Source organism: Terrabacter sp. LjRoot27 (assembly GCF_964254175.1).
Classification (GTDB): Bacteria; Actinomycetota; Actinomycetes; order Actinomycetales; family Dermatophilaceae; genus Terrabacter.
On sequence record NZ_CAXUSS020000001.1, the window covers coordinates 3762957 to 3786179 of the forward strand.

21 protein-coding genes are annotated in these 23223 nt (G+C 73.2%); 12 read left to right on the forward strand and 9 right to left on the reverse strand.

Going from position 1 to position 23223, the window contains the following annotated elements; genetic code table 11:
• Nucleotides 1–32: 32 nt before the first annotated feature.
• The 7 genes from ACSQ2D_RS17360 to ACSQ2D_RS17390 form a co-directional block, all read right to left on the reverse strand.
• Entirely contained in the window at nucleotides 33–1787 is a 1755-nt protein-coding gene (locus tag ACSQ2D_RS17360) for an alpha/beta hydrolase (protein WP_435987169.1), read from the reverse strand.
• A complete protein-coding gene (locus ACSQ2D_RS17365) occupies nucleotides 1718–3529 on the reverse strand; it encodes an alpha/beta hydrolase (RefSeq protein ID WP_435987170.1) in 1812 nt (603 codons plus the stop codon). Before ACSQ2D_RS17365 ends, ACSQ2D_RS17360 begins: the two co-directional genes overlap by 70 nt.
• Nucleotides 3523–5079: an alpha/beta hydrolase gene (locus tag ACSQ2D_RS17370; protein ID WP_435987171.1), complete on the reverse strand. Its 1557-nt coding sequence runs from the start codon at nucleotides 5077–5079 to the stop codon at nucleotides 3523–3525. Before ACSQ2D_RS17370 ends, ACSQ2D_RS17365 begins: the two co-directional genes overlap by 7 nt.
• Nucleotides 5080–5274: 195 nt before the next feature.
• Nucleotides 5275–6435: a DNA polymerase III subunit delta' gene (locus ACSQ2D_RS17375; RefSeq protein WP_435987172.1), complete on the reverse strand. Its 1161-nt coding sequence runs from the start codon at nucleotides 6433–6435 to the stop codon at nucleotides 5275–5277.
• Nucleotides 6432–7091: a dTMP kinase gene (gene tmk / locus ACSQ2D_RS17380; RefSeq protein WP_435987173.1), complete on the reverse strand. Its 660-nt coding sequence runs from the start codon at nucleotides 7089–7091 to the stop codon at nucleotides 6432–6434. The genes ACSQ2D_RS17375 and tmk overlap by 4 nt, the downstream gene beginning before the upstream one ends.
• Nucleotides 7092–7259: 168 nt before the next feature.
• A complete protein-coding gene (locus tag ACSQ2D_RS17385) occupies nucleotides 7260–8294 on the reverse strand; it encodes an aspartate-semialdehyde dehydrogenase (protein WP_435987174.1) in 1035 nt (344 codons plus the stop codon).
• Between the two features lie 71 nt (nucleotides 8295–8365).
• Complete coding sequence (locus ACSQ2D_RS17390; protein ID WP_435987175.1) at nucleotides 8366–9154, reverse strand: MerR family transcriptional regulator; 789 nt, start codon at nucleotides 9152–9154, stop codon at nucleotides 8366–8368.
• Nucleotides 9155–9339: 185 nt separating this feature from the next.
• Here ACSQ2D_RS17390 and ACSQ2D_RS17395 point away from each other — a divergent pair, with 185 nt between their 5' ends.
• The 9 genes from ACSQ2D_RS17395 (at nucleotide 9340) to ACSQ2D_RS17435 (ending at nucleotide 17545) form a co-directional block, all read left to right on the forward strand.
• Nucleotides 9340–10314 (forward strand): LysR family transcriptional regulator, encoded by a 975-nt coding sequence (locus ACSQ2D_RS17395; RefSeq protein ID WP_435987176.1) that lies wholly within the window; start codon nucleotides 9340–9342, stop codon nucleotides 10312–10314.
• A gap of 51 nt (nucleotides 10315–10365) precedes the next feature.
• Entirely contained in the window at nucleotides 10366–11136 is a 771-nt protein-coding gene (ddaH, locus tag ACSQ2D_RS17400) for a dimethylargininase (protein WP_435987177.1), read from the forward strand.
• A gap of 72 nt (nucleotides 11137–11208) precedes the next feature.
• Entirely contained in the window at nucleotides 11209–12048 is an 840-nt protein-coding gene (locus ACSQ2D_RS17405; protein ID WP_435987178.1) for a TspO/MBR family protein, read from the forward strand.
• Between the two features lie 168 nt (nucleotides 12049–12216).
• A complete protein-coding gene (locus ACSQ2D_RS17410; RefSeq protein ID WP_435987179.1) occupies nucleotides 12217–13464 on the forward strand; it encodes an NAD(P)/FAD-dependent oxidoreductase in 1248 nt (415 codons plus the stop codon).
• 118 nt (nucleotides 13465–13582) lie between these two features.
• Entirely contained in the window at nucleotides 13583–14293 is a 711-nt protein-coding gene (locus ACSQ2D_RS17415) for a fasciclin domain-containing protein (protein WP_435987180.1), read from the forward strand.
• Between the two features lie 120 nt (nucleotides 14294–14413).
• Complete coding sequence (locus ACSQ2D_RS17420) at nucleotides 14414–15235, forward strand: DUF4397 domain-containing protein (protein ID WP_435987181.1); 822 nt, start codon at nucleotides 14414–14416, stop codon at nucleotides 15233–15235.
• A gap of 30 nt (nucleotides 15236–15265) precedes the next feature.
• On the forward strand, nucleotides 15266–16033 hold the full coding sequence (locus tag ACSQ2D_RS17425) for a sortase domain-containing protein (protein ID WP_435987182.1): 768 nt from the start codon (nucleotides 15266–15268) through the stop codon (nucleotides 16031–16033).
• 23 nt (nucleotides 16034–16056) lie between these two features.
• Nucleotides 16057–16629 (forward strand): RNA polymerase sigma factor, encoded by a 573-nt coding sequence (locus ACSQ2D_RS17430; RefSeq protein WP_435987183.1) that lies wholly within the window; start codon nucleotides 16057–16059, stop codon nucleotides 16627–16629.
• Nucleotides 16613–17545 (forward strand): anti-sigma factor domain-containing protein, encoded by a 933-nt coding sequence (locus ACSQ2D_RS17435; RefSeq protein WP_435987184.1) that lies wholly within the window; start codon nucleotides 16613–16615, stop codon nucleotides 17543–17545. Before ACSQ2D_RS17430 ends, ACSQ2D_RS17435 begins: the two co-directional genes overlap by 17 nt.
• Nucleotides 17546–17548: 3 nt before the next feature.
• Here ACSQ2D_RS17435 and ACSQ2D_RS17440 read toward each other — a convergent pair whose 3' ends face one another.
• On the reverse strand, nucleotides 17549–18121 hold the full coding sequence (locus ACSQ2D_RS17440) for a MarR family winged helix-turn-helix transcriptional regulator (RefSeq protein ID WP_435987185.1): 573 nt from the start codon (nucleotides 18119–18121) through the stop codon (nucleotides 17549–17551).
• Between the two features lie 63 nt (nucleotides 18122–18184).
• Between ACSQ2D_RS17440 and ACSQ2D_RS17445 the strand changes: the two genes are divergently transcribed.
• Nucleotides 18185–20311 carry an MMPL family transporter gene (locus ACSQ2D_RS17445; RefSeq protein WP_435987186.1) on the forward strand — a complete coding sequence of 709 codons (2127 nt, stop codon included), beginning with the start codon at nucleotides 18185–18187 and terminating at the stop codon, nucleotides 20309–20311.
• Between the two features lie 108 nt (nucleotides 20312–20419).
• The gene (locus ACSQ2D_RS17450; RefSeq protein WP_435987187.1) at nucleotides 20420–20551 is read left to right on the forward strand and encodes a hypothetical protein; all 132 of its coding nucleotides are present in this window, start codon (nucleotides 20420–20422) and stop codon (nucleotides 20549–20551) included.
• 139 nt (nucleotides 20552–20690) lie between these two features.
• Here ACSQ2D_RS17450 and ACSQ2D_RS17455 read toward each other — a convergent pair whose 3' ends face one another.
• On the reverse strand, nucleotides 20691–22289 hold the full coding sequence (locus ACSQ2D_RS17455; protein ID WP_435987188.1) for an MFS transporter: 1599 nt from the start codon (nucleotides 22287–22289) through the stop codon (nucleotides 20691–20693).
• 102 nt (nucleotides 22290–22391) lie between these two features.
• On the opposite strand from ACSQ2D_RS17455, the gene ACSQ2D_RS17460 reads away from it, so the two are divergent.
• Nucleotides 22392–23129: a TetR/AcrR family transcriptional regulator gene (locus ACSQ2D_RS17460; protein ID WP_435987189.1), complete on the forward strand. Its 738-nt coding sequence runs from the start codon at nucleotides 22392–22394 to the stop codon at nucleotides 23127–23129.
• Nucleotides 23130–23223: the final 94 nt, after the last annotated feature.

Below are 23223 nucleotides of genomic sequence, written 5' to 3' on the forward strand. Positions count from 1 at the left end.
CGGAGGGTGCCCGCTCGACGTGTGGCGGGGCGTCAGGCGTCGCAGAGCTCGCCGTTGCGGGGCGCGAGTCCCCGCGCGAGGTAGTCGTCGACGATCGCGTCGGCACAGTCGTTGCCGTTGGCGTAGACCCCGTGACCGTCCGCGTCGACGAGCACGAAGCGGGATCCGAAGATGCCGCGACCCATCTCGCGCGTGCCGTCCGGCGGGGTGGTCAGGTCGCGCTCGTTGGCCAGGACGAGCACCGGCGAGGTGGCGTCGACCGTGAGGATGAGGTTGGTCCGCTGCGTGCCCACCCATCCCTCGCACGAGTCCGTCGCCACGCCGTAGAGGTGCGCGTAGACGGGGTGGTCGTCGAGCACGGCGGGACTCGGCTCCGTCTGCGACGTCGCGTCCAGCGGCCAGTCCGCGCAGTGGATCGGCAGGTGGCTCGCCTCGTAGCCACCGACGTACGAGCCGTCGTCGTCGCGCATGACGGAGTCCATCGCGGTCCACACGAGGTCCGTGCCGTCCCCGTCCTCGAGCGCGACGTGGAGCGCGTCCTCGACGTCCTCCCAGGAGTCCGGGTAGAGGAGCACCGCGTTGATCGCCGTCACGGCCCAGCCCTCGGTGAGGCGCGGAATGCCCTCGGCGTCGCTCGGCAGCGGCGTGCGGTCGAGCCGGTCGAGGAACGCGAGGAGCCGGGTGCGAGCGGTGTCGACGTCGTCCCCGAGGGCGCACTCACCCTGGTCGACGCAGTCCTCGAGGAAGGCGTCGAGCCCGTCCTCGACCGTCGTCGCCTCCTCCTCGGCCCAGGCGTCGACGTCGTCCTGCGACGCCGAGTCCGACGCGAAGTAGTCGGGTGAGACGGCCGAGTCGATGACCATGAGCCCGATCCGGTCGGGGAACTGTGCGCCGTAGAGCGCCCCGATGAGGGTGCCGTAGCTGATGCCGTAGTAGTTCAGGTGGGCGTCACCGACGGCCTCGCGCATGATGTCGAGGTCACGGGCCACCTGCTCGGAGCCCATGTTGCGGGCGAGCGCGCCTCCCCGGGCCAGACACCCCTTGAGCCGCGCCGTCCGCGTCGACACGGCTGCGGCCTTCTCGGCATTGGTGTCCGGGGTGGGGTCGGCGGCATACATCGCGTCGAGGTCCGTGCCGCGCAGGCACGCGAAGCCACCCGAGGCGCCGATGCCGCGGGGGTCGAAGCCGACGACGTCCCACACCTCGCGCACGTCGTCGGAGAAGAAGTCGCGGGCCTCCATCGCGAACTCGAGGCCCGAGGCGCCGGGACCGCCCGGGTTGATGAAGAGGGTGCCCTTGCGCCCCGTGGGGTTGCCCGCAGGCACCTTGCGCAGGGCGATCTCGACCGCCTCCCCGCGCGGGGCGAGGTAGTCGACGGGGACGCGCACCGTGCCGCACCGGTCGGCATCGGAGCCCTGGCCGTCGCCGGTGTCGTCGCACGGCCCCCAGCTGATCGTCTGGTCGTAGAAGACGTCGAGACCCTGAGCGGGCTTCGACGTCGGCGTGCCGAGCTCGACCCGGTCGCGCGGCGGCCCGTCGCCGTCCGCCCCGGCGGCGCGATCGGGGTCCGGGCTCGACGAACCGGGAGCCGGTGAGCCCGACGTGCCGGCGCTCGTGGCACCAGAGCCCCCGGAACCGGTCCCGTGGGACGGGGACGCGGCGAGCAGAACGAGTGTCGCGAGGACCGCGACGGAGACGAAGGGCGCGAGCAGCCGGCTCAGCAGGTCGTGCCGTCGGCCGGCGCCGTTCCCCTGAGCAGGTACCCGTCCACGGCGGAGTCCACGCACGAGTTGCCAGCGTAGTAGGTGCCGTGCCCGTCGTGGTCCGAAGTGAGCAGAATGCCCGAGGCGAGGTCCTTGGCGAGCTGCTTCGTGCCGCCGATGGGCGTCGCAGGGTCGCGCTCGTTGCCGATGACGAGGATGGGGTCGGCGCCGACCGCGAGGGTCGTGCCCTTGGGCGTGCGCCCCGCCGTCGGCCACGTGCGGCAGTTGTCGTAGAGCTCGCCCGTCATCCGGGCCCACAGCGGGTGGGCGGCCTGGGCCTTCTGCTGCTCCGCCGCCAGGCTCGGGTCGGCGCTCGAGCGCGGCCAGTCCGCGCAGCGGACGGGGATCATCGCCTGCAGGTAGGTGCTCGGGGCGTAGTCGCCGGTGATGCCGCGCTCGACGACCGACATGCCCTTGGCGAGCAGGATGTCGCCCTTTCCGGCGAACGCCTGGGCGAGGCCCTTGTTCAGCGTCGGCCACGACGTGTCGGAGTAGAGGCACATGAAGATCGAGAAGCCGACCCAGCCCTCGCCGATCCGGGTCAGACCCGGCTTGGTCGTCGTCAGGCCGTTCGTCTCGACGCTGTCGAGCAGGTCGACGATCTTCTGTCGGGCACCCGCCTTGTCGCTGCCGAGCGCGCAGTCGGGCCGGGCGACGCACCAGTCGATGAAGGCGTCGATGGAGGACTCGAAGCCCTGGATGTCGTAGGTCATCTCCTGCTGCTCGGACTGGTTCGGCGACATCGCCGAGTCGAGCACCATCCGGCCGACCTTCTTCGGGAACGTGTCGGCGTAGACGGCGCCGAGGAACGTGCCGTAGGAGCCGCCGAAGAAGTTGAGCTTCTCGTCGCCGAGGAGCACGCGCATGACGTCCATGTCGCGCGCGACCTCGGCCGTGCTCATGTGCCTCGCCCGGTCGCCGCCGCGCGCCGCGCAGCGCTTCGTCACGCCGTCGACGTCGGCGAGCAGCGTCGAGCGCTCGGCCGCCGAGTCGGGCGTCGGGTCGGCGCTGAAGAGGTCGTCCATGTCGGAGTCCGTCAGGCACCGCACGGGGCTGGACGCCCCGATCCCCCGCGGGTCGAAGCCCACGACGTCGTATGCCGCTCGCACCGCGGGCGAGAAGACGAACGACGCGTACTGGGCGTACTCCACCCCGGACCCGCCGGGGCCGCCGGGGTTGATGACGAGCGAGCCGAGCCGCTCGGACGGCCGGGTCGCCGGGGCCTTGCGCAGCGCGAGGCTGAAGCGGTCGCCGGTCGGCTTGGCGTAGTCGACGGGCACCTCCATCGTGGCGCACTGGTGCTTGGCGTTGTCGGCGCACGGCGACCAGTCGAGCTTCTGGGTGTAGTAGTCGGCGAGAGCCGCCGGGTAGTCCTGGGTCAGCGTCCGGCTGGGCGACGGGGTCGCGGGAGCCGAGCCCGTCGCGCTCGGGGTCGGCGCGCCGGCCGCGGTGACCCGCGGCTGCGCGACGGTCGGCGGGTTGCCGATGCGCCAGGCGGCGAGGACGACGGCCGCGACCACGGCGACCACGGCGACGGCCGCGAGCACCGTGCGCAGCGACGACCGCGGGGGCCTGCCGACTCCGGACCCTCCGGGCGCCCCGGACGCACCGAATCCCCCGGACCCACCGGATCCCCCGGACCCACCGGACCCGACCGGCTCACGGCTCCCGGCACCCGGCGCGGGCGCCGGGTAGGAGGGCGGCAGGGCGGCATACCCCGTCGGTGCGTCGGGAAGGTCGTCGGGACGCGGGTCCTCGTTCAGCACTTCAGTCCGTCCTTGGGGACGCGCCCCTGCACGTAGAAGGCGTCGATGGCGCTGTCGACGCAGGTGTTGCTCCGACCGTAGGCGGTGTGGCCGTCGCCGTCGTACGACACGAGCACGGCGTTGTCGAGCTGGTCGCGCAGGCGCTTCGACCACTCGTAGATGGTCGCGGGGTCACGGGTCGTGCCGACGACGACGATGGGGTCGCTGCCGGGCGCGCTGATCGTGTGCGGGCCGACGGCGGACGTCACCGGCCAGACGCCGCACGGCAGGGCGCCCCAGGCGAGGTTGGCCCCCCAGGTCGGCGCCTTGGCGGAGAAGTCCTTCGCGTACGTCTCGTAGTCCGACAGCTCGGGGCTGTCGGGCCGGTCGAGGCAGTTGACGGCGTAGATCGACTCCATGAGGTTGCCGTCGTAGCCGCCCCCGGGGCGCCGGTCGGCATAGGCGTCGGCGAGCTGCATGAGGCTCTGGCCGTTGCCGGCCTTCGCCTCCTTGAGGGCCTCGGTGAGGATGCTCCACGCGCCCTGGTCGTAGAGCGCGACGGCGACACCGAGCCGGGCCCAGCCCTCGGTGAGGAGCGGCGCGCTGGGGTCGCCCGTCGGCAGCGGCTGGCGGTCGACCTCGCGGAAGAAGTCGTCGAGGCCCTTGAGCGCGGCCTCGGGCGTCGTGCCGAGCGGGCAGTCCTCGGTGACGCAGTCCTCGACGTAGGCCTGCGTCGCGATCTGGAAGCCGCGGGCCTGCCCCTCGCCGAGCTCGGCGCTCGTCAGGTCGGGCGGCACGACCCCGTCGAGGACGACGCGACCGACGCGCTGGGGGAAGAGGTCGGCGTAGGTGGCGCCGAGGAACGTGCCGTAGGACTTGCCGAGGTAGTTCAGCTGCGGGTCGCCGACCGCGGCCCGGAGGATGTCCATGTCGCGCGCGGCGTCGGCGGTCGAGAGGTGCTTGACGAGGTCGGGGTTGTCCTTCTGGCAGCCGTCGGCCATGGCCTTGGCCTGGGTCAGGAGGGCCTGCTCCTCGGCGGCGTCGTCGGGCGTCGGGTCGGCCGAGAGGAAGCGGTCGAGGGCCTTGTCGTCGAGGCAGTCGATCGGGTCGGAGCTCGCGACGCCGCGCGGGTCGAAGCCGACGAGGTCGTAGTAGCGGCGCACCTCGGGTCCGCCGATCGTCTCGGCACCACCGCGGACGTAGTCGATCCCGGACGCGCCGGGACCGCCCGGGTTGACGAGGAGCGAGCCGAGGCGCTTGGCCTGGTCGCGGGCCTTGACCCGGGCGACCTTGATCGTCAGGTCCTTCGCCGGGTCGGGGGCGGCGTGGTCGAGCGGGACCCGCAGGTCGGCGCACTCGAGGCTGCCGCACTTCTTCCAGTCGAGCTTCTGGGCGTAGTAGGGGGCGAGCGCCTCGGAGGGCGCCGCCGTGGCGGCCGGGAGCCCCGTCTTCGAGCCGGGTCCGACCGGTGGCTCGCTCGTCGTCGTGCAGGCCGCCGCAGCCAGCACCAGCGCCAGGGTCGCCGCCGTGGCGGTGAGGGCGCGGGAGATGGCGGCAGGGCGTGTCGTCATGCCCGAAACCGTAACCGGTCGACCTGTAGACGGCCGCCTCGGAGGACCGGTCGTGACCGCATCGAGGCCGTAGGCGGTGTCGGCCGGACCGTCAGCGGCGCGGGCTCCCGCACGGCCCACCCGTCCCGACGTACTGAACGAGTCCGAAGGGGCCCGGACGACGCATGAAGAACCTCACACGCCCCCGGCCCCGTGTCAGATGCCGAGGTCGCGCGGGACGCGGAGCTGCAGGGCCATCGCCTCGAGCGCGAGCAGCGGCGACACGTTGGCGTTGATGCGGTCGCGGGCCTCGTTGATGGCGTCCATGGCGGCGAGCAGCTGCTCGGGACTGAAGACCCCGGCGAGCGCCCGCACCTTGTCGACGGCGTCGGGGTTGACGAGGTCGACGTCGGAGCGCAGGCGCAGCACGAGGGCGTCGCGGTAGATCGAGGTGAGGTCGATGAGGGCGCGGTCGACGACGTCACGGGCCGAGCGGGTGGCGCGCGTCTTCTGCTCGCGCTCGAGGGCTGCGAGCTGCGAGCGGATGTGCGGTGGCTGGGTGCGCGCGCTCGGGTCGGCGCCGAGCGTCTCCATGAGGTGCGCGCGCTCGGCGGCGTCGCGCTCGGCGCTCGAGGCGGTCGACTCCTCGTCGGCGATCTGGGCGAGGTCGGCGGCCGCGCCGATGGCGTCGCCGACGCCGAGGATCTTCGTCGCCATGGCGATGACGTCACGGCGGCGGATGCGGGCCTGCTCGTCGCGGGCCAGACGGCGCGCGAGGCCGACGTGCGACTGGGCGGCGCGGGCGGCATACAACGCCATGGCGGGGTCGACCCCGTCGCGGCGCTGGAGCAGCTCGGCGACGGCCTCGACGGGGGGTGTGCGCAGCCGCACGTGCCGCGAGCGCGAGCGGATCGTGACGATGACGTCCTCGAGGCTCGGGGCGCAGAGCATCCAGACGGTGCGCGGCGTCGGCTCCTCGAGGGCCTTGAGCAGCGCGTCGGCCGGCGCGTCGGTGTAGGCGGTGAGGCGGTCGGCGTCCTCGATGATGATGATGCGCCAGCGGCCGACCGACGGGCGCAGCGCGGCCTCCTGGACGAGCGCCCGGGCCTCGGCGACCTTGATCGAGAGCCCCTCGGTGGCGACGACCTTGACGTCGGCGTGGCTGCCGTCGAGGGCCGTGCGGCACTCACGGCACTGGCCGCAGCCGCCGTCGGGGCACTGGAGGGCCGCGGCGAACGCCCGGGCGGCCGTCGAGCGGCCCGAGCCGGGCGGACCGGTGAAGAGCCACGCGTGCGTCATCGCCGACTCGTCGCTGACGGCGCGCGACAGCGTCTCGATGGTGGGCTCCTGGCCGACGAGGTCGGCCCAGACGGTCACCGTCGGGCCGCCGTGACGCGGTCGACGCCGTCGACGACGCCGGCCTGGATCCGCTCGACCGTCTGGCTCGCGTCGAGGACGAGGTAGCGCTCGGGGTCGGCGGAGGCGAGCTCGAGGTAGCCGCGGCGGACCGCGGCGTGGAAGGCGTCGGCCTCGGACTCGAGCCGGTCGTGCACGTCCCCACGGCGGGCGCGCCCCACCTCGGGCGAGACGTCGAGGACGATCGTCAGGTCCGGCAGCAGGCCGCCGACGGCCCAGTGCTGCAGGGCGGTGATCTCGTCGCGGCCGAGCTCGCGACCGGCGCCCTGGTAGGTGATCGAGCTGTCGACGTAGCGGTCGGTGACGACGACGGCGCCGCGCGCCAGCGCCGGCTTGATGAGCTGCTCGACGTGGTGGGCCTTGTCGGCCGCGAAGAGCAGCGCCTCGGCCCGCGCCGCGACGTGGTCACCGTGCAGCACGAGCTCGCGGATCTGCGCGCCGAGCGGCGTGCCACCGGGCTGGCGGGTCACGACGACCTCGTGCCCCCGCTGCTCGAGCGCCTCGGTGAGCAGGCGCACCTGGGTCGACTTGCCCGCGCCGTCGCCGCCCTCGAAGCACACGAAGAGCCCGGGGGCGGTGCCCACTCGATGGGTCGCGGCCGCGAGGTTCTCCGTCACCCTCCGACCCTATGCGACCGTGCGGACAGTCGCGCCCACGACCGCGGGAGCCTCCTCCCCTCATGCGCCGAACGCCGCGTTCGGTCTCGAACGCCGTGTCAGAACACTGAGTTCGAGACCGAACGCGGCGTTCGGTCGAGGGAGTGGGGGGTCGCCGGCGATCACGCCTCAGCGACGGGCGATGAGCTGCTCCGCGATCTGGACCGCGTTGAGGGCCGCGCCCTTGCGGAGGTTGTCGCCGACGACGAAGAGCACGAGGCCCTTGCCCTCGGGCGCCGCCTGGTCGGCGCGCACCCGTCCGACGAAGACCTCGTCGCGGCCGGCGGCCTCGAGCGGGTTGGGCACGTCGGTGACGATGACGCCGGGGGCGTTCTTGAGCAGGTCGAGCGCCTCCTCCGGCGAGATGTCCTCGGCGAACTCGGCGTGGATCGCGAGGCTGTGCCCGGTGAAGACCGGCACGCGCACGCACGTGCCCGAGACCCGCAGGTCGGGGGCGTGCAGGATCTTGCGCGACTCGTTGCGCAGCTTCTGCTCCTCGTCGGTCTCGAGGGAGCCGTCGTCGACGACCGACCCCGCGAGGGGCACGACGTTGAAGCCGACGGGGACGGCATACAGCTGGGCCTCCGGGACGGCCACCGCGCGCCCGTCGAGGGCGAGCCCGGTGGGGTCGCCCGCGGCATACGCGCCCTTGAGCTGGCGGTCGAGCTCCTGGACGCCGACGCCGCCGGAGCCGCTGACGGCCTGGTAGCTCGACACGTGCAGGCGCACGAGGCCCGCCTTGTCGTGGAGCGGCTTGAGCACCGGCATCGCGGCCATCGTCGTGCAGTTGGGGTTGGCGACGATGCCCTTGGGGATGTCGTCGAGGTCGGCGGCGTTGACCTCGGAGACGACGAGAGGGACCTCGGGGTCCTTGCGCCACGCGCTCGAGTTGTCGACGACGGTGGCGCCGGCCGCGGCGACCTGGGGCGCGAGCTCGCGGCTCGCGGCGCCGCCGTTGGAGAAGAGGGCGATGTCGATGCCGGAGAAGTCGGCCGTCGCCGAGTCCTCGACCGTGACGTCCTCGCCCTTGAAGGGCAGCGTCGTGCCGGCCGAGCGCGCGGACGCGAAGAACCGCACCTGCGTGACCGGGAAGTCCCGCTCCTCGAGAAGGGCACGCATGACGCCGCCCACCTGACCCGTTGCACCGAAGACACCAACTCGCATGGGCCAAGGTTACGGCGGGGGAGGTCGCCCTCCCCCGCCGCGTTCACCTGTCGGTCAGGCGTGACCCGTGCTCAGTCGCCGGCCGCGTGGCGGTCGGCGTTGGCGTGGATCGCGTCGTGGACGTATGCCGCGAGGCCGGGTGCGATGTCCTCGTACGTCTTCGTGAACCGCGGGTCGGCGACGTACATGTCGGCGAGGCCCCGGTGGAAGGCGTGGTCGAGGTCGTAGAAGCGGTCGTGGATGTGCCGGCGGTGCTGCTCGGCGGCGTCCATCGCCACCTCGCTCGTCGCCGGCTCGCCGGACTGCAGGGCCGCGACGAAGGCCGCGTTGACGGCGTCGGCCTCCTGCTTGACCTGCTCCCAGTCGGCCTTGGTGTAGCGCTTGGTGCGCGACCGAGACTGCTTCCAGGCGTCGGTCTCGCCCCAGCGGTCCTCGGCCTCCTGCTCGTACTCGTCGGTGAAGCCGTCGCCGAAGAGCTCCTTGAGGTCCTCCGTCGTGGCGGGCTGGTCGTTCATCTCTCTCTCCAGTGCTCGGTCGATGGCCGACACGAGCTCCCGCAGCTCGTCCAGCCGGGTCATGACCGTCGCGCGCTGACGGCGCAGGTGGTCGGCCGCGTCCTCACCGCCGTCCAGCAGGGTCGCGATCTCGTCGAGCGGCAGCTCGAGCCGCCGGTAGACCACGACCTGCTGGAGGCGCGTGAGGTCCTCGTCGGTGTAGAGCCGGTAGCCCGCCCGCGAGCGCTCGCTCGGGACGAGCAGGCCGATCTCGTCGTAGTGGTGCAGCGTGCGCACCGTCACGTCGAAGAGGTCGGCGACCTGCCCCACCGTCCAGGTGGTCATCTCCTGCGTCCTTCCGGTCATGGGAGCGAGCGTGGCGCCTCACGTGACGTGAGGGTCAAGCCCATTGAAGCGCCGACGGGCGCCGGGGTGCGCCGAGAGGGGCCGAGAGGGGCCGAGTGGGCCCCTGGCGGATGCCGGGGGCCGGCGGTGCCGGGAGCCCGGACGTCCCGGGTGGCGCCGTCGGGCGTGCGGCCTACGCTCGATACGTGGAGCTCGAGGTCCGTCACCTGCGTGTCGTCGCAGTGGTCGCGCAGCAGGGCAGCATCCCCGCCGCCGCGGCCGCCCTCGGGGTGTCTGCGGCGACGCTGGGCTCTGAGGTGGGCCGCATCGAGCGCGCCCTCGGGTGCACCCTGTTCCGCCCGAGCGGCGACGGGGTCGTGTGCACGGCGATCGGCGAGCGCGTCGTGTCGCGGGCCCGCACCGTCATCGACGAGGTGGCGGCGCTGCGCGAGGACGTGCGCACCCACCGGGCGAGCGATGCGCCGCTGCGCATCACGTCGGACTCGATGCGCTACTTCACCTCGTTCGTCAGCCACGCCTACGCGACCGACATGCGGAGGCCGCTCATGCCCGTGCCCCCGCTGGCCGGCGGGACCACGACCGAGGCGATCAGCGACGGTCGGGTCGACGTCGCGGTGGTCATCGCGCTCGTGGCCGACCGGCGCGAGGAGCGGGCGCGGTCGATGATCGGCGAGCGCGTCATCGTCGAGCGCGAGCCGCTGCTCGTCGCGCTGTCGGCGTCGCACCCGCTGGCCGCGCAGCGGTGCGTCGACATCCGGGAGCTGGCCGGTGAGGACTGGATCCTGCCGCCGACCGAGGTCGACCCCGGGTCCGAGGCGACGAGCACCGTCCTCGCGCGTCTCGGCGTCACCCTCCGGTCGTCCTACGGGCCGCACGACCTCGGTCCGCTGTGGCCGGCGGTCGTCGCCGGCCGAGCCGTGTCCTTCGCCGTGCCCACGGCGTCCGCGCCCCCGGGCGGCGTGCTGCGGCCGCTCTGCGACCAGCCGATCACGGCGCGTCGGCTGCTGCGCTGGCGGCTCGGGGCGCTCGACGACGAGGACGTCGAGCGGTGCGTGCGCGCCGCCGGCTCGGCCTACCGGGAGCAGCTGACCCACACGGCGCAGACCCAGGGCTGGTGGCCGACGGCGCGCTCCGACGAGAAGCCGATCCTCGCGCCCTGACGAGTTCGTGCGGCCGCCGGCCGGTGGGCGCGGCGCCCCTAGAGTGAGCGCGTGCACCGTCGCCTCGCGCTCGTCCGCCGACCCTCCCCCCGACTCGCGGACGGGATCGTGACGCACATCGAGCGCTCGGGATCGGTCGACGCCGAGCTGGCACTGCGCCAGTGGCAGGAGTACGTCGACGTGCTCCGCCGGCGCGGCTGGTCGGTCGTCGAGGCGCCGCCGGTCGACGACTGCCCCGACGGCGTCTTCATCGAGGACCAGGTCGTCGTCCACGGCGACGTCGCGGTGCTGTGCCGGTCGGGCGCCCCCGAGCGACGCGGCGAGCGCGCCGGCGTGCGCGAGGCCGTCGAGGCCCACGGCTACCGGGTGGTCGAGGTCGAGGAGCCCGGCACGCTCGACGGCGGGGACGTGCTCAAGCACGGGCACGTCGTGTGGGTCGGCGTCGGTGGCCGCACGAACCTCGCCGGTGTCGAGCAGCTGCGGCGTGCGTGGGACGGACATCGCGTCGAGGTGGTCCCCGTGCCCGTGTCGAAGGTGCTGCACCTCAAGTCCGCCGTCACCGCCCTGCCCGACGGGACCGTCCTGGGCTACCCGTCGCTCGTCGACGACCTCAGCGCGTGGCCCCGGTTCCTCGCCGTCCCGGAGGAGTCCGGCGCCCACGTGGTGCTGCTCGGTGGCATGTCGGTGCTCATGTCGGCGTCCGCGCCGCGCACCGCGCAGCTGCTCGCCGCCCGCGGGCACGACGTGACGACCGTCGACATCTCCGAGTTCGAGAAGCTCGAGGGCTGCGTCACCTGCCTGTCGGTGCGCCTGCGCGGATAGACCGGGGGCCGCGCCACTCTGTTAGGGTCGCTAACTGGATGAGCAATCTCCCGAGCGACTGAGGTGATCGACATGCCCGGATCCACCACCCCGCCGGCGGCCGCCCTGACCAGCAGCGACCAGGCGCGTCGCGTGGCCGTCATCGCCGCCGAGATCTTCTGCGTCGTCGGCACGCTCTTCGGCATCGGCGTCCTCGGCACGCGCGTCGAGGAGTCCTCGGGAGGAGCCCTCGCCGCGACCGCGACCCTCGTCGCGCCCGCCGGCCCGGCCTTCTCGATCTGGACCGCGATCTACCTCGGCCTCCTCGCGTATGCCGTGTGGCAGGCCCTGCCTGCCAACGCCGTTCGCGAGCGGGTGCGCAGCACCGGGTGGCTCGCCGCCGCGTCGATGGTGCTCAACGCGACGTGGCTCCTCGTCACGCAGCAGGGCTGGATCTGGGCGAGCGTCGTCGTCATCGTCGCGCTCGCGCTGACCCTCGGCGTCCTCCTGCGCCGCCTGACCCGTGAGCCCGCCAGGTCGACATGGGAGCAGGTCGTCCTCGACGGCACGTTCGGCCTCTACCTCGGCTGGGTCGCCGTTGCGACGTGCGCCAACATCACTGCGGCACTGGTGGACTCGGGCGTGGACCTCGGCGCCACCGCCAACCAGGCGGCGGCGGTGGTCGTCCTGGCCGTCGCGGCCGGACTCGGCATCGTCTTCGCCCGTCGCCTCGGTGGCCGCTGGTCGGTCGCCGCCGCGATGGCCTGGGGGCTCGCCTGGATCGCCGTCGGCCGCCTCGGGGACGAGCCGAGCTCCGTCGTGACCGGCATCGCGGCGGTCGTCGCCGCCGTGGTCGTCGTCGTCGCCGCCGGGCGCTGGCACACCCGACGGCCGGCGACTCCGGAGACGTCGCGACGGCTGCGCACGGTCTGACGGGCCTCGGCGCCGCGCCGTCGGAACGGCGTGTCGCGACGGTCCGGCGGCGCGTCGCGAACCGGCCGGGAGCCCGCCTCGGATACGGCCCTCGCAGCCACCCCGCGACCGACCCGCGAGGTCTACGCTGCGACGGGGGCCGGACTCGAGCAGTGGGGTGATCCTTTCGTGGACGCTGACGTCGTCATCGTCGGGGCAGGGCTGGCAGGGCTGCGGTGCGCGCGACGACTCACCGAGCTCGGTCATGAGGTCGTCGTCCTCGAGTCGAGCGACGGGGTCGGCGGGCGCATCCGCACCGACGTCGTCGACGGCTTCCGGTGCGACCGCGGCTTCCAGGTGCTCAACCCCGCCTACCCGGCGGTGCGGCGGTGGGTCGACGTGTCGACCCTCGACCTCAAGCCCTTCGGGTCCGGTGTGCTGGTGCGGCGCACGAACGGCCTCCAGGTGCTCGCCGACCCGATGCGCGAGCCGCGGCTGCTCGCCCAGACGATGCGCAGCGGCTACCTCCACCCGCGCGAGCTGGCAGGCGTCACGCGGTGGACCGCTCGCGTCATTGCCGACCCGAAGACCGTTCTGGCACAGAAGGACTCGACCCTCGCCGACTCACTCGACGAGGCCGGTGTCACGGGTCGCCTCCGCCGTGAGGTGCTCGACCCCTTCCTCGCCGGCGTCCTCGTCGACAGCCACGGCGGCTCGTCCGCCAACTTCACGAAGCTGCTCGTGCGGATGTTCGCCCTGGGCCGGCCGGCGGTCCCGGCGACGGGCATGCAGGCCCTGCCCGAGCAGGTGGCCGGACCGCTCGGTGACCGCGTCCGCCTCAACAGCCACGTCGAGTCCATCACGCCGACGCACGGCGGCGTGGACGTCCGGGTCGACGGCCAGAGCCTGCGGGCCCGCGGGGCCGTCGTCGCCACCGACCCGATCGGCGCGGCCACCCTCACCACCCTGCCCGAGCCGCCGACCAAGGGCCTCGTGACGTGGTGGTTCGAGGCGCCGGAGCCGCCCCACTCGCTCCCCCTCGTGGCCGTCGACGGGCGCCGCCACGACTCCGCCCCACCCGGCCCGGTGTGGAACACCGCCGTCATGACGGCCGCGGCCCCGAGCTACGCCCCACCGACGAAGCACCTCGTCGAGGCGACGTGCCTGCTCGACCGTCCCGACGGCGACGCGTCCGAGGCCGACGTCCTGCGCCACGTCGGCGAGATCTACGGCTGCGACACGACGGACTGGCGCGTCGTCACGCGACACCGCGTCGACGCGGCGCTGCCCGCCATGACACCGCCGCTGGAGGTGCGGTCACCGGTCACGCTCGGCGACGGCGTCTTCGTCTGCGGCGACCACCGCGACACCGCGTCGATCCAGGGCGCGCTCGTCTCCGGCCAGCGCGCGGCCGAGGCGGTCAACGCGCACCTCTGACGCGGCACGCACCCACCGCGAGAAGAAAGTTCGCGGCAGGTGCATCCCTGCACGGCACGTCCTCGGAAGTAGGGGCAGACGGCACACGACGCCGTCGCTCCCGAAGAGAGGACAGACCGTGAAGAAGCGCCATCTCGTCCCCGTCGTCGCGGCCCTGGCCGGCGCCCTCGCCGTCCCTGCCGCTGTCGCAGCCCCTGCTGCACCGAGCGCACCGAGCGCATCGAGCGCACCGAGCGCATCGCGCGCCCAGGCATCGGTGGTCGCCGCGGCCACCCCGACCGGAACCACGAGCCTCGCCGACGTGCTGCTCGCGGACGGCAACCAGTTCGACGGCAACTGGTACGACTACGACATCGTCACCGAGGCGGTCCTCGCCGTCCTCGCGGCCAAGCCCGACAGCCCGGTGGGCCTGCTGACCCAGGGTGACGTCCCGCTGACGGCCTTCATCCCCAACGACCGGGCCTTCCAGGTCCTCGCCGCCGACCTGACGGGTCGCTGGTACGGCTCCGAGACGAAGGTCTTCGACGCGCTCGCCGGCGCCGTCGGCATCGACGCCCTGGAGCAGGTCCTGCTCTATCACGTCGTCCCCGGCGGCCCCGTCACCTCGTCACAGGCCCTCAGGTCCGACGGCGCGATGCTGGCGACGGCGCTCCCCGGCAAGAGCATCAAGGTCGACGTGCTGTCGCGCTGGCTCAAGCTCGTCCGCCTCGTCGACGGCGACCGCAACGATGCCGACCCGCTGCTCAACCCGCGGGCGCTCGACATCAACAAGGGCAACCGGCAGATCGCGCACGGCATCGTCCTCGTCCTGCGACCCGCCGACCTCTGACGCCCTCCGCGCGACCCCCGAGGTCCGCACCGCACACCACCGCTTCCCCTCCCGGATCCACCTCCACCCGAGCGCGGCCCCGTCGCACTCGAGCACTCACCCCTCTGGAAAGGAACGACCATGAAGTCGCTTCGCATCGCCGCCGCCACGACCCTCGCCCTCGCCCCGGCCGCCTTCCTCGCGGCCCCGGCCCACGCGGCCGACGCCACGGTCTCGATCCTCCACGCCGTGCCCGGCGCGACGGTCGACGTCTACGCCAACGGCAAGGCCCTCCTGACGGACTTCAAGCCGGGAACGCTGACCGATCCGTTGATGCTCCCCGAGGGCACCTACGACCTCAAGGTCACGCAGGCCGGCGCGGGCGCCGGTGGCGCAGCCGTCATCGAGGCCAACGACGTCAAGGTGCCGGGCGGCGCCAACGTCACCGTCGTCGCGCACCTGTCCGAGGCCGGCAAGCCGGTCCTCACGCCCTTCGTCAACGACACGTCCAAGATCGATGCCGGCAAGGCGCGGATCACCGTGCGCCACACGGCCGCCGCCCCCGCGGTCGACGTCCGCGCCAACGGCACGGCGGCCTTCAAGAACCTCACCAACCCGAACGAGGCCAAGGCCGACCTGCCGGCCGGCACGATCTCGGCCGACGTCGTCCTCGCGGGGACCGACACCGTCGCGATCGGCCCGGCCGACCTCGACCTCAAGGAGGGCACCAACACGATCGTGTACGCGTGGGGCAGCGCCGCCGACAAGAACCTCGAGCTCGCCGTCCAGACCCTCTCCGGCATGCACTCGGCCCCGGGTGGCGTCCCGGCCGGCGCTGGGGGCCAGGCCGCTGCGGCCCGGGAGTCCTCGGAGGTGGCTCGCTACGCCGCCGTCATCGGTGCCGCTGCCGCCGCGGGCGGGCTCGTCCTCGTGTCGCGCCGCCGCGCCGCCGGGGTCCGCTGACCCGCTACGCACCCGTCGCGAACGACCGAGATGAACCGCACCGTCGACCCCGGACCGGGTCGCTCCCGGGCCCGGGCGTCGAGCCCGTCCAGGGGGGTGGCCGCCGCGCTCGCGGCCGCCCTCCTGGCGGGCGTGGGCGTGGCGTGGCTGACGCGTGACTCGGACGCCGCCCTCCCAGCGGCGTCCGGGGCGGGCGTCACCAGCACCGCCGCACCCGCCGCCGGCGACCCCACGACCCCTGCCCCGCAACCGGGGGCGGCGGGGTCGCCGGGGTCGCCGGCCGGGACGGACGGCTCGGCCGGTCCGACACGACCGGGGGTCCGCCCGGCGACGCAGCAGGCGGGTCCGACCGCGGCGGCCCCCGACCGCCTGACGATCCGCCGTCTCGGCATCGACATGCGGGTCGTGCCGGTGGGCGTCGCCCGTGACGGCGAGATGGCGCTACCGGAGACGCCGGCGCAGGTGGGCTGGTACCGCTACGGCCCGCGGCCCGGCGACGACGCCGGGTCGACGGTCCTCGCGGCGCACCTCGACATGCCGGGCTACGGGATCGGCCCCATCGCTGCCGTCGAGGAGCTGCGCACGGGCGACGTCATCACGGTGCGGTCGGGCGAGGTGAGCAGGAGGTATGCCGTGACGTCGGTGACCCAGGTCCGCAAGACGACGCTCGACCTCGCCGCGCTCTTCGCCCGCGACGGACCTGCGCTGCTCCACGTCGTGACCTGCGGGGGCGACTTCGACCGCGAGCGGCGCCGCTACGACGAGAACGTCGTCGTGACCGCCGAGCCGCTCGCGTGAGCCGGACGTGGTTAGGTGGGTCCGTGCACGTGCACGACGACCCTGACGTCGAGTCCGCCGAGCTCGCCGTCCGGTTGGTCGGTGGGGACCGCGAGGCCCTCGCCGAGATGTACCGCCGCTGGTCCCCCCTCGTGCACACCATCGCCCTGCGCGCCCTCGGCACCAGGGAGGACGCCGAGGACGTCGTCCAGCAGGTGTTCGTCGCGGCCTGGCGGGGACGCGCCACCCTCCGACCCGACCGTGGGTCGCCGGCGGCGTGGCTCGTGGGCATCACGAAGCACCGCGTCGCCGACGTGCGCACGCAGCGCTACCGCAACCACCGCAACCTGCAGGCGCTCGCGTCCGAGGTGGTCACGGAGCCGACGACCACGCACGACTCCGACTGGGCCGAACGACTGCTCCTCGTGCACGAGCTGGAGCGCATGGGCGATCCGCGAGCGACCGTGCTCCGAATGGCTTTCATCGAGGACCGCACGCACGATGACATCGCCCGCACGCTGGAGATGCCCCTCGGCACCGTGAAGAGCCACGTCAGGCGGGGACTGCTCGAGCTGAGAGACCGACTCAAGGAGGTGGAACGTGTCGCATCCGACTGACGACGAGCTCGTCGACCTCGCCCTGGGCGAGACCGTCGACGCGAGTCGTTCTGCCCACGTCGAGGAGTGCGCCGTGTGCTCCGCGTCGGTGGAGCAGCTGCGCCGCACCCTGCGCCTCGCCTCAGGACCGCTGGCGTATGCCGGCTGGCAGGCTCCCGACGACGCCGTCTGGGCGCGCGTGACCGCCGAGATCGACGCCGAGCCCGACGCCCCGGTCGATGCCGGGCCGGCCCCCGCGACCATGGCGGGTCCCGACGCCGGACCTGACGCCGGACCCGCGCCCACTCCTCCGGAGACCTCCCGGCCTCGCGACGAGCGTCCGTCCGGGACGGACGCCGCTGACCGACCTGACCGACCTGACCGACCCGACCGACCCGCGAACCCGACCGTTCCCGCGGCGACGGCGGGGACGGCATACGCTCCCGAACCCGTCCCCGCGGACGCGACGGTCACGCCGATCACGGCGGGTGCCGCTCGTGCGACGCGCCGACGTGCCGCGGCATGGGGTGCCGCTCTCGTGGCGGCCAGCCTCGTCGTGGGACTGCTCGCGGGGCGGGCCATCTGGGCCCCGGACGACAGCGGGCGGGTCTCGCAGGTCGCCCTGGAGACCCTCGACACGCGCCAGCGGGAGGGCGAGGCCTCGGTCGTGCGCGCCGGGGACGGGCTCGACCTCAGCGTCGTGACCGACCGTCCGCTCGATGCCGGCGACGGCTACCTCGAGGTCTGGCTCCTCAACACCGACGGCAAGCGGATGGTCTCCGTCGGCGTGCTGCGTCCCGGCGAGTCGGGCACCTTCCCGATCAGCCAGGACCTCATCGACCAGGGCTACGTCGTCGTCGACGTCTCCAAGGAGCAGTTCGACGACAAGCCGGCGCACTCGGGCGACAGCCTGCTGAGGGGGCAGCTGCCGGCCTGAGCCTCAGGTCGTGAGGCTCTTCATCGCGGCGGTCGCGCCCCGCAGGTAGCGCTCGACGACGACACGGTCGTGGTCGGTCAGGGTCGCGTCGAGCGCGGCGAGGCTCTCGAACATCGGGGTCATCCGGGCGAGCACCTCGGCGCGCCCGCTGTCGGTGATGACGACCTCGGTGCGGCGGCCGTCGCCGGGGTGCGAGCGACGCTCGGCGTGCCCGTGGCCGACGAGGCGGTCGACGACGCCCGACGAGGCGGCCGACGTCACCCCGAGCACCTTGGCGAGGTCGACGGGACCGATGGGGCCGCGCATGAGGTGGCGGAGCGAGTGCAGCTCGGACGTGCTGAGTCCCGCCTTGCGGGCGACGACGGCAGGGACGGTCTCGGACACCTCGACGAGCTCCTGCAGGGCCGTGAGGGTGCCCGTCGTGCGCCACTCGGGCACACCGGGGACGAGCCCGACCTCGGGGCGCCCGTCTGTCCCGACGGGCTGCACCTCGTCGACAGCCGAGCCCCGCGGTGCACGGGCACGCTTCGGGGCCGGCTGTTTGCCGACGGTCTGTTTGCTGCTAATGTCACTCACCAACTTAGTAATCTTCTGAGTAACCCGTTGAACCATCTTATCTGGAGGTGTGGCGTGCGTTCGGTGACCGACAGGATCACGCGCAAGTGGTGGGCCGTGGCGATCGTCATCCTGGCCCTGGCCGGGGCGATGGGCGTCGTGAGCGCCGTGGGCGAGGCGCAGCGCACCTCGGCCTCGACCGACGCCCTGCCGATCGGGTCCGACAGCGCGGCGGCGCTCGAGCTGCGGGACCGGCTGCCGGAGGCCGAGGGCTCCACGGCCGTCGTCCTCTTCAGCAAGGAGTCGGGGACGTTGACCCCGGCCGACGTGACCGCCATCGAGGGACGCATGTCCGAGGTCCCCGGGGCGGGTCGGGCACCGCTCCAGCGCAGCGAGGACGGCACGGCCGCGCTCGCCGTCGTGCCCGTCGACGCCACGGACGCGACCGCCACGGCAGCCCTCGTGGGTGACATCCGCGAGGTCGTCAAGGCTGACCTGCCCGAGGGCGTCACGGCCCAGGTGACCGGCCCGGCCGCGGTCCAGGCCGACCTCGCCGCGGTCTTCGAGGGCGCCAACACGCGTCTGCTCATCGCCACCGCCTCCGTCGTCGCCCTGCTGCTCGTGCTGACCTACCGCAGCCCGATCCTCTGGATCTTCCCGCTCATCGTCGTCGGCGTCGCGGACCGACTCGCGGCCGTCGTCGCGACACACACGCTCGCGGCATTCTCCATCGTCTGGGACGAGTCGACCATCGGCATCCTCTCGGTCCTCGTCTTCGGCGCCGGCACCGACTACGCCCTGCTGCTCATCTCGCGCTACCGGGACGAGCTGCGCAGCCACGCCGACCGGCGCGAGGCCATGTCCGTGGCCCTGCGCCGCACGTCCGAGGCCGTCCTGTCGAGCGCCGTCACCGTCGTCATCGGCCTGCTGACCCTCCTGCTCTCGCTCTTCCCGGCGACGCGTGGTCTCGGTCTCGCGTGTGCCGTCGGCGTCGTCGTCGCCGCGGCCTTCGTCCTGCTCGTCCTCCCGGCTGCCCTCGTCCTCTTCGACCGCTGGATCTTCTGGCCCAAGGTGCCCCGCGAGGGCGAGGCGGCCCTGGCCGACGGCCACTCGCTGTGGCGCCGCGTCGGCGACCGCGTCGCCGCCCACCCGAAGCGCATCATCAGCGTCACGCTCGTCGTGCTCGCCGTCATGGCGGCCGGCATCGCCGCGATCGACACCGGGCTCAAGCCCGCCGACCAGTTCCTCAGCAAGCCGGAGGCGATCGCCGCGAGCGAGCGCCTGGCCCAGTCCTTCCCGGCCGGCAGTGCCGACCCCGCCATCGTCGTCACGACGGCCGACCCGGAGGCCGTGACGGCCGCGGTGCAGGACGTCCCCGGCATCGCCGGCGCCCGCACCGTCAAGCAGGCGGACGGGGTGGCAGAGGTCGACGCCGTCATCGCGGCGGCGCCCGGATCGGACGAGGCGGCCGACACCGTGCGGGCCCTGCGCGCAGCCCTCACGTCGCTCCCGCAGAGCCACGTCGCCGGCACCGAGGCCGTGGCCCTCGACCAGGCGGAGGCGTCGTCGCGCGACCGGCTCGTCATCTTCCCGATCGTGCTCGCCCTCGTGCTGCTGGCCCTGGGCCTGCTGCTCCGCTCGGTCGTCGCACCGCTCGTCCTCGTCGCGACCGTCGTCGCCACCTTCCTCGCGAGCGTCGGGGCGTCGTGGTGGATCTTCACGAAGGTCTTCGGCTTCTCGGGCCTCGACGACAGCGCCCCGCTCTTCGCCTTCGTCTTCCTCGTGGCGCTCGGCGTCGACTACAACATCTTCCTCGTGACGAGGGCACGCGAGGAGTCGCGCCTGCACGGGTCGCGCCAGGGGATGCTGCGGGGCCTGGCCGCCACGGGCGGCGTCATCACGAGCGCGGGCATCCTGCTCGCCGCGGTCTTCGCGGTGCTCGGCGTCCTGCCGCTCGTCGTGCTGGCCCAGATCGGGGTCATCATCTGCGTCGGCGTCCTGCTCGACACCCTCGTCGTGCGCACGCTCCTCGTCCCGGCCATCGCGGTCGTCCTCGGTGACCGGTTCTGGTGGCCGCGCCGAACGCACCCGACCCCGTCGGGCCCGTCGAGCCCGTCGAGCCCGTCGAGCCCGTCGAGCCTGTCGACGACCGAGGACGCCGGCTCCGCCGCCGACGCAGACGTCTTCGCGAAAGTTGCGACGAACTCTTGACAGCGGGTGGAAGCGGCCGTTCAATCGGAGTGTCAAACATTTGACAAACCTTGGACATTCGGGGCGACCAAGGCCGTGACGCAGGGGACGCACGCAAGGAGTCGACCCATGACGACGTCCCCGACCGACGCCGGCCGCACCGCACCCGACGCGGCCGCGACCTCCGACACGGGGCCCTCACCCCGGGCCCGACAGCGCGGTCACCCACCTGCCGTCACCCACCTGCCGTCACCCACCTAGCCTGACCCGCTCCCGCCACCGCTGACCCCTCGACAGCTCGTGCGGCCGCGATCGACTCCCTCCCCGTCGATCGCGGCAGACCGTGGGCCACGCGCCGGACTCCCTTCCGGCGCGTGGCCCACACCTGCACGTCAGGGGGTCACCGCGACCGGAGCGTCCGAACGGACTCGAGGGGCACGGCCGTCACCCCGATCACGGCAGGTGCGTCGGCGGCGGGTGCGCCCGGCCGGTGCCGCGGGAGCGCGGCGAGCGCGACGACCGCACCGACGAGAAGCACGCCTGCCGCGACGACGTCGCTGACGTGCATCCCGTCGACGTATGCCGTCCGGGCAGCCTCGAGAACCGCCCGACCCGGCGCTCCGCCGAGCCGCTCGGAGACGACCCCCGCCTCGCCCAGCGTCTGCAGCGCTGCGTCGTGGGCTGCGGGCGGCAGTCCCGCGGGCAGCAGGACATCGAGCCGCGCGGCATACACGGCGCCGAGGATGCTGCCGAGGACCGCCATCCCCAGGGCTCCACCGAGCTCGCCCGCCGTCTCGACGAGGGCCGACACCGAGCCGGCGCGCTCGGCCGGTGCCACGCCGATCGCGTACTCCGTCACGAGCGTGGCGACGGACACGAGTCCCATGGCCACGAGCGAGGCACAGACCAGGGCGACCCAGATGGACGACTCGACCCCGGCCGACCTCATGGCGGCGAACCCGGCTGCGGCCACGACGAAGCCGCCCGCCATGACGACCGGGCGTCCGACCCTGAGCGACAGCGCGGCGGCCGTGGGCGCCGCCACCCCGACGGCGAGGGAGGGCAGCAGGCTCCACAGTGCGGCCGAGAGCGGGCTGTAGCCGAGGACCGACTGGAGGTACTGCGTCATGAGCACGGCGTTGCCCATGACCCCGAACATCGCGACCACCTGCACGGCGATCGAGCCCCCGAAGCCGCGGTGGGCGAAGAGGCGCGGGTCGACCATCGGCACGTCGATGCGGGACTGGCGGCGCACGAAGATCACTCCCGCGCCCAGCCCGACGACGGCATACGGCAGCAGGGCCGGCGACCACCCGTCCGCCACGAGCTGCTTGAGCACGTGGATGACGGGGAGGATGGCGAGGAGGGAGAGCACCGCACTGACGACGTCGACCCGGCTCGTCACCGAACGGGACTCGGGCAGCAGGAACGGCGCCACGACGAGCAGCGCGACCATGACGGGCACGTTGACGAGGAAGACCGAGCCCCACCAGAAGTGCTCGAGCAGCACCCCGGAGACGACGGGGCCGATGCCGACACCACCGGCCATGACCGCCGACCAGACCCCGACCGCCTTCGCGCGTTCGCCGTCGTCGGCGAAGAGGGTGCGGATGATCGCGAGGGTGCTCGGCATGAGCATCGCCCCGCCCACCCCGAGCAGGGCGCGGGCGGCGATGAGCCAGCCCGCGCTCGGGGCGTAGGCCGCGAGGACCGACGCGGCGCCGAACGCGAGCGCACCGACGAGCAGGAGCCGACGCCGGCCGAAGCGGTCGGCCAGGCCGCCCATCGTCAGCAGCAGGCCGGCGAGCACGAAGCCGTAGACGTCGAACATCCAGAGCAGCTGGGTCGCGCTCGGCGACAGCGACTCCGCGATGTGCGGCACGGCGAAGAAGAGGACGGAGACGTCCATCGAGACGATGAGCAGAGGCAGGCAGAGGACGGCGAGCGCGGTCCATTCGCGGCGACCCGCTCGCGGGGACGTGCTGACGGACGAGGACACGAGGGACCCTCACAATCTGCGTATGTCGCATAGTGTTTATGTGGCACACGGAAAGTTACGCTGCATCTGCGTATGGCGCAAGCAGTTGGCTAGGATGGCTGCATGACCGACCTCCCCCGCTACCTCCAGCTCGTCTGGGGACGCGAGCCCGAGGGCCGCCGTGGCCCGAAGCCGGGTCGGAGCATCGCCGAGATCGGCGCCGCCGCCGTCGCCATCGCCGACGCGGAGGGCCTCGACGCCATCTCGATGAAGAGCGTCGCCCAGGCTGTCGGCTTCACGACGATGTCCCTCTACCGCTACGTCGACAGCAAGGACGAGCTGTGCGCCGTCATGGTCGACGTCGCCTACGGTGCGCCGGAGCTGCGGTACGCCGCCGACGAGGGATGGCGCGGACGGATCACCCGGTGGGCCACGCAGATCAGCGCCCGCCGCCTCGCCCACCCGTGGACCACCGAGGTCCGTCAGGTCGCACCACCGTTGACCCCCAACATGATCGGGTGGATGGAGTCAGGTCTCGAGGCTCTCGAGAGCCTGCCCCTGACGAGCCAGCAGCGGCTGTCCGCCCTGCTCGCCATCGACGGCTGGGGCCAGAACCACGTGCGCCAGACGATCCAGATGGGACTCACCGGCCCTGTCGACCCGGACAGCCCCCAGGGGGCCTACCTTGAGCTCATCGGTGCCCTCATCGACCCGGAGGCCTTCCCCCGGCTGGCGGCGGCCGGCCCCGAGGCCCTGGGTGACGACGACGACGACTTCTTCGACGAGGAGTTCGCCTACGGCCTGGGACTGCTCCTCGACGGCATCGAGGCGCTGGTCGCCCGGTCGCGCGGCACGACCTGACGCGCCATCCCACCGAACACCGCGCTCGGTGTCGAACTCAGTGGTGCACCAGCGCGTTCGGCACCGAACGCCGCGTTCGGTGACGGGTCGGTCG